The organism is Geoalkalibacter sp., from assembly GCF_030604225.1.
In the GTDB taxonomy this organism is placed as follows: domain Bacteria; phylum Desulfobacterota; class Desulfuromonadia; order Desulfuromonadales; family Geoalkalibacteraceae; genus Geoalkalibacter.
Window position 1 is genome coordinate 1 of record NZ_JAUVWH010000167.1, and the last position, 5,411, is coordinate 5,411.

Annotated in this window: 4 protein-coding genes and 1 pseudogene; 4 read left to right on the forward strand and 1 reads right to left on the reverse strand. The window is 63.7% G+C overall.

Going from position 1 to position 5,411, the window contains the following annotated elements; genetic code table 11:
• The first annotated feature begins 127 nt into the window (after positions 1–127).
• Genes QAT43_RS13920 through QAT43_RS13930 form a run of 3 tightly spaced genes read left to right on the forward strand, consistent with a single transcriptional unit; the run spans position 128 to position 3,072 of the window.
• Entirely contained in the window at positions 128–1,327 is a 1,200-nt protein-coding gene (locus QAT43_RS13920; protein WP_442900274.1) for a quaternary amine ABC transporter ATP-binding protein, read from the forward strand.
• Entirely contained in the window at positions 1,324–2,163 is an 840-nt protein-coding gene (locus tag QAT43_RS13925) for an ABC transporter permease (RefSeq protein WP_305043692.1), read from the forward strand. The genes QAT43_RS13920 and QAT43_RS13925 overlap by 4 nt, the downstream gene beginning before the upstream one ends.
• A gap of 39 nt (positions 2,164–2,202) precedes the next feature.
• On the forward strand, positions 2,203–3,072 hold the full coding sequence (locus QAT43_RS13930; protein ID WP_305043693.1) for a glycine betaine ABC transporter substrate-binding protein: 870 nt from the start codon (positions 2,203–2,205) through the stop codon (positions 3,070–3,072).
• A 72-nt stretch (positions 3,073–3,144) separates the two neighbouring features.
• Here QAT43_RS13930 and QAT43_RS13935 read toward each other — a convergent pair whose 3' ends face one another.
• Complete coding sequence (locus QAT43_RS13935; protein WP_305043694.1) at positions 3,145–4,938, reverse strand: M3 family oligoendopeptidase; 1,794 nt, start codon at positions 4,936–4,938, stop codon at positions 3,145–3,147.
• A 153-nt stretch (positions 4,939–5,091) separates the two neighbouring features.
• On the opposite strand from QAT43_RS13935, the pseudogene QAT43_RS13940 reads away from it, so the two are divergent.
• Positions 5,092–5,411 (forward strand): annotated as a pseudogene (locus QAT43_RS13940) (hypothetical protein); the annotation flags it as partial.

Sequence of the window (5,411 nt, forward strand, 5' to 3'; positions counted from 1 at the left end):
ACTACTTCTAACCTTTCACACCCAGTGCTCGGCGGGGGTGTTTGGCCGTCGTCGAGCGCTTCCTTTTTTCTCAAAAGTTTTGATCCGGAAGCGGCACGAAGGCTCCGTCGGAAAGCAGACCCTGCCCATGGAAGCGAGCAGCAACCCCGCCAAAATCACTGTTGATAAGGTTTTTAAAATTTTCGGGCGTGACCCCAGGCGCGGCGTCAAAATGCTCGCCGAGGGCCTCGGCAAGGACGCCATTCTTGAAAAGACGCGCCTTACCGTGGGGGTCAACGATGCCTCCTTCGAGGTGGCCGAGGGCGAATTGCTGGTGGTCATGGGACTCTCCGGCAGCGGCAAGTCGACTCTGTTGCGCTGCATCAACCGCCTTATTGAACCGACGGCGGGACGGGTGCTTATCGACGGTGTGGATATCACCACCCTGGACGACGAGCCGTTGCGCCGCCTGCGCATGAAAAAGTTCGGCATGGTGTTTCAGCGCTTTGCCCTACTGCCCCACCGCACCGTGCTGCAGAATACGGAATTCGGTCTGGAAATCCAGAACGTCGCACCGGCCGATCGAGCGCGGAGGGCGCGCGAGGCGCTCAAGCTGGTGGGTCTCTCCGGCTGGGAGGATTCCTTGCCCGATGAGCTCTCCGGCGGCATGCAGCAGCGCGTCGGGCTGGCCCGCGCCTTGGCCGTCGATCCCGATATCCTGCTCATGGACGAGGCCTTCAGTGCCCTGGATCCCCTGATCCGGCGCGAGATGCAGGACGAATTGCTCTCCCTGCAAAGCCGCATGAAAAAAACCATCCTGTTCATCACCCATGATCTCGATGAGGCCCTTAAGCTTGGCGATCGCATCGTCATCATGAAAGACGGGCGTATCGTGCAAATCGGCACCCCGGAGGACATTCTCACCAAACCGGCCACGGATTATGTGGAAAAATTCGTCGAGGACGTCAATCTGGCCAAGGTTCTGACCGCCCGCGCGGTCATGCACAAGGCCTCCACCGTGACCCTGGGCAAGGACGGTCCCAAGATCGCCCTGCGCAAGATGAAGGAGGTCGGCATCTCCGGCCTGCTGGTCATCGACCGCGAGCGGCGTCTGGTGGGGCGGGTGACGGCCGATGATGCCTCGCGCCTGGCCGGCCAGGGCGGCAAGGATCTTGCCGACATCGTTCAGCGCGACCTTGCGCAGGTGCGGCCCGATGCCCCCTTGAGCGAAATTTTCACCATTGAAAACTTTCCGGTGGCGGTGGTGGATGAGGACGGACGCCTGGAGGGCATCATCATCCGCGGCGCGCTGCTTGCCGCCATGGCGGAGAGGAGCAACGATTCATGACCATGCCGCTGCCGCGCCTTCCCATCGGTGATTTTCTGGAAAGAATCATCGATTTCCTCACCCTCAATTTCGCGTTCATCACCCGGGCCATTTCCCGCGTCATGGAGACAGGCATCGACCTGCTGGTGACCGGACTGATGTTTTTTCCACCCTGGGTGCTGATCCTGGTGTTCACCGCCCTGGCCGGGTGGCTGGCCGGGCGCCGTGCCGGAATTCTCACCCTGGTTGGCTTCGCCCTGATCTGGAATATGGCGCTGTGGGCGTCCATGATCTCGACCCTGGCCCTGGTGCTGATCGCCACGGCCATTGCCGTCACCATCGGCCTGCCCCTGGGCATTCTTGCCGCCCTGTTCGCACCCATGCACCGCGCCACCATGCCGGTGCTCGATTTCATGCAGACCATGCCGGCCTTTGTCTATCTGATCCCAGCCATTCCCTTCTTCGGCCTGGGGCCGGTATCGGCGATTTTCTCGACCGTTATTTTCGCCATGCCGCCCGCCATTCGTCTGACCTGCCTGGGCATTCAGCAGGTGCCGCGCGAGTTGGTGGAGGCGGCGGATGCCTTTGGCGCCAATCGCATGCAGAAACTGGTGAAATTGCAGATTCCCCTGGCCAAGCCGACCATCATGGCGGGCATCAACCAGACCATCATGCTTTCGCTCTCCATGGTGGTGATCGCCGCCATGATCGGCGCGCGCGGCCTGGGCAGCGATGTGTGGCGCGCCATTCAGCGTTTTGAACCGGGCAACGGGTTTGAGGCGGGCCTGGGCGTGGTCATTCTGGCCATGGCCCTGGACCGCATGACGCAAAAGGTCGGTGGCCGCAAGAAAGCGTGATGTTGAACCTGTGTAAATGACTCAAGAAAGGAGAACCAAATGAAAGGATCTTTGAAAAGGGCGGTCCTGGCGCTGTCCGTGATGTTCGCCCTGCTGTTGGTCGGCTGTCAAAAGCAGGAGGAGGCACAAGCCCCCAAGCGGGTCGATCTGATTTATGTCGAATGGTCCTCGGAGGTGGCCAGCACCAACGTGGTGGCGGCGGTTCTGCAGGAAAAACTCGGCTACGAGGTGCGCCTCACACCGGTGAGCGCCGCCGCCATGTGGCAGGGCATTGCCGGCGGTGATGCCGACGCCATGGTCGCCGCCTGGCTGCCGACCACTCATGGGCATTATCTGGAGCGCCTCCGGGAGCAAGTCGTCGATCTCGGCCCCAACCTGGATGGCACCCGCATCGGCCTGGTGGTGCCCGCCTACGTGGAAATTTCCTCCATGGAAGAGCTCAACGCTCAGGCCGAGCGCTTTGACGGACGTATCATCGGCATTGATCCCGGGGCCGGGCTGATGTCGAAAACCGAAGAGGCGATGGACGCTTATGGTCTGGACAAGTTGCGCCTGGTGGAAGGCAGCGGCGCCACCATGACGGCCGCCCTGGCCGATGCGGTCAATCGCGAGCAGTGGGTGGCGGTCACCGGCTGGACGCCGCACTGGAAATTCGCTCAGTGGGATCTCAAATATCTCGAAGATCCGAAAAATGTCTATGGCGGCGCCGAGCAAATTCACACCATCGTGCGCCAGGGTCTTGAGCAGGACATGCCCGAGGTCCATCGGTTTCTCGACAACTTTTCCTGGACGACGGACGACATGCAGCAGGTCATGGTGTGGAATCGCGAGGAGGGCGCGACGCCCTCCGAGACCGCCAAGCGCTGGATCGCCGAAAATCCCGACAAGGTGGCGGCCTGGCTACGTTGAGCTGTGCATGGACATCGTCGCGTGTGAAAAAGCCGCTCCCCGGGGAGCGGCTTTTTCGTCGACGGGGCTTGTTCAACCCTTTGCGACAAGGCTCTTCAATTCGCTCAGAAGCCCGGCGACGAAATCATACCCCTTTTGCCAGAAATCGGGATCGGCGAGATCGATGCCCAGGGGCGCGAGCAGTTCCTGGGGTTTCTGGCTGCCGCCCTTGCGCAGCAGGTCGAGATACTTGGGCACGAAGGCTTCGCCCTCCTCGCGGTATTTCTGGTAGAGGGCGAGCACCAGCAGCTCGCCGAACACGTAGCTGAAGCAGTAAAAGCGCGCGTGGATGAAGTGGCTGATGTAGCTCCAGCCCCAGCGGTAGGGTTCGATCATGCTCACCGCGTCGCCGAACAGCTTGGTGTTTTCCCGCCACCAGAGTTCGCAGTAGTCCTCGGGCGCGAGCAGCCCCTCGGCGCGGCGGCGGTGGGCGGCGATCTCGAAGCGGGTGAGCACCGTCTGGCGGAAGGTGGTGGCGATGATGTCCTCGAGCTTGGCGCACAACAGCGCGATCTTGACTCGCGGATCGCTCTCGCGATCAAGCAGGTGACGGGTGAGCAGCATCTCGCCGAACACGCTGGCGGTCTCGGCGAAGGGCAGCGACGCCTGGTAATGAAACAGGTTCTGTTCCTGGGAGAGAGCGAAATGCACGCCGTGGCCGAGCTCGTGGGCGAGGGTCGCCACGTCGCGCGGGTTGCCGGTGTAGTTGAGCAGCACGTAAGGCGCGAGACCGGGCATCATGCCCATGCAGAAGGCGCCGCCGGTCTTGCCCGGCCGTGGCGCCACGTCGATGCGCCCCTCGTCGAAAAAGGCGGCCGCCGCTTGCGCCAGTTCCGGGGCAAAACCGGCGAAGGCATCGAGCACCAGGGCGCGCGCCGCGGCAAAGCTGATTTCGCGCTGTTGGTTGTCGAGGGGGGCGTAGAGGTCGGTGTTTTTCATCGCGGGCAGGCCGAGGAGCTGGCGTTTCAGGCGAAAATACTCCTGGGCCAGGCCGTAGTTGGCTTCCGTCACCTCCATCATGCGCTCGACCATGGCCGCCTCGGTCTCGCTGCTCAGATGGGTCGGCGTCAGGATGTCGGGATAGTTGCGCAGCTCGACTTCCTTGGCGTGATCGAGGAGCAGGTTGTTGAAGCAGCTGGTCAGCACCAGGCCGTGTTCGGCGTGCTTGTCGAGAAAGGTGGCGAAGGCCTGCTCGCGCACCGCGCCTTCGGGATGGTGCAGCAGGGCCAGCAGCTCCTCGCCCGTGACCTCGCGGGGCTGCTCCTCGTCGGGCAGCTGGAAGCGGTAGGCGAGGGACGAGGTCAGTTCCTCGAAGAGCTGGACAAAGGCCTCCTTGCCGGTCAGATCCTTGCGCTTGAGGGCCTGCTCGACCTCCTCGCCCAGGGTGTAGGGCGCATGGGCGCGCACCTGGCCCAGATAGTGGGCGTAGGCAGCGACACCCTCATCCTTGAGCAGCCGGGCGAAGTGCTCCTCGTCGATGCGCAGCAGTTCCAGCTCGAAGAACAGCACCTCCTCGCTGATCTCGCTCCACAGCTCGCGCACCTTGGCGAGCAGCGCCTTGTGGGCGTCGGGCCGGCTGTCGCCGGAGAACAGCAACTGGGCGTAGAGATAGGGCTTGAGACCCAGGCGCTGCAGGCTCTCGTAGCTGCGCAGGGCGGCGGCGAGCAGGTCGGCGCAGAGGTTGTCCGAGGCGATGCGCCCGCGAAAGTCGCGGCGGAAGGTGCGCGCCGCCTGGCGCAGCTGCTTGAGGTCCTGGTCGAGAGCGGGATCCTCGGCGCCCGCGTAGAGCGGGGCGAGGTTCCAGAGGGTCGGGCCGGCGTCGGTCATGGTCAACTCCTTGAAAAAGCCTGGGGCGCAATCCAAGGCCAAAGGTAGCCGCCCGTCCCGCCCCTGTCAATCGTCCCGGCCGGGGGCGGCGGGATTGACAAGGGGGATGGGCCGGGCTTAACCTCGCAGCCGAATTCCCCGAGGGAGGCTTCCATGACCACCGACCCGCGCGGCGCCGCGTCCCCGCCCGGCAAGCCGCGCCCCGCCCCGCGCCGCATTCCGCCCCTGCTGCCGCGCTATCTGGTGCAGGCGGGCTTTTTGGTTTTTTACGTTTGGCTGGCCCTGCGCTTCGCCCGCTGGGTGGCCCTGCTCAAGGCCGGACAGTTGCCGGAATTCGCGCGTCCGGCCGCCGTCGACGGCTTTCTGCCCATCAGCGGGCTCATGGGGCTGCGCCACTGGTTCGAGACGGGCAGCCTGTTTCCCGTGCATCCGGCGGCGGCGCTGATCCTGTTCGCCGCCCTGCTCACCGCCCT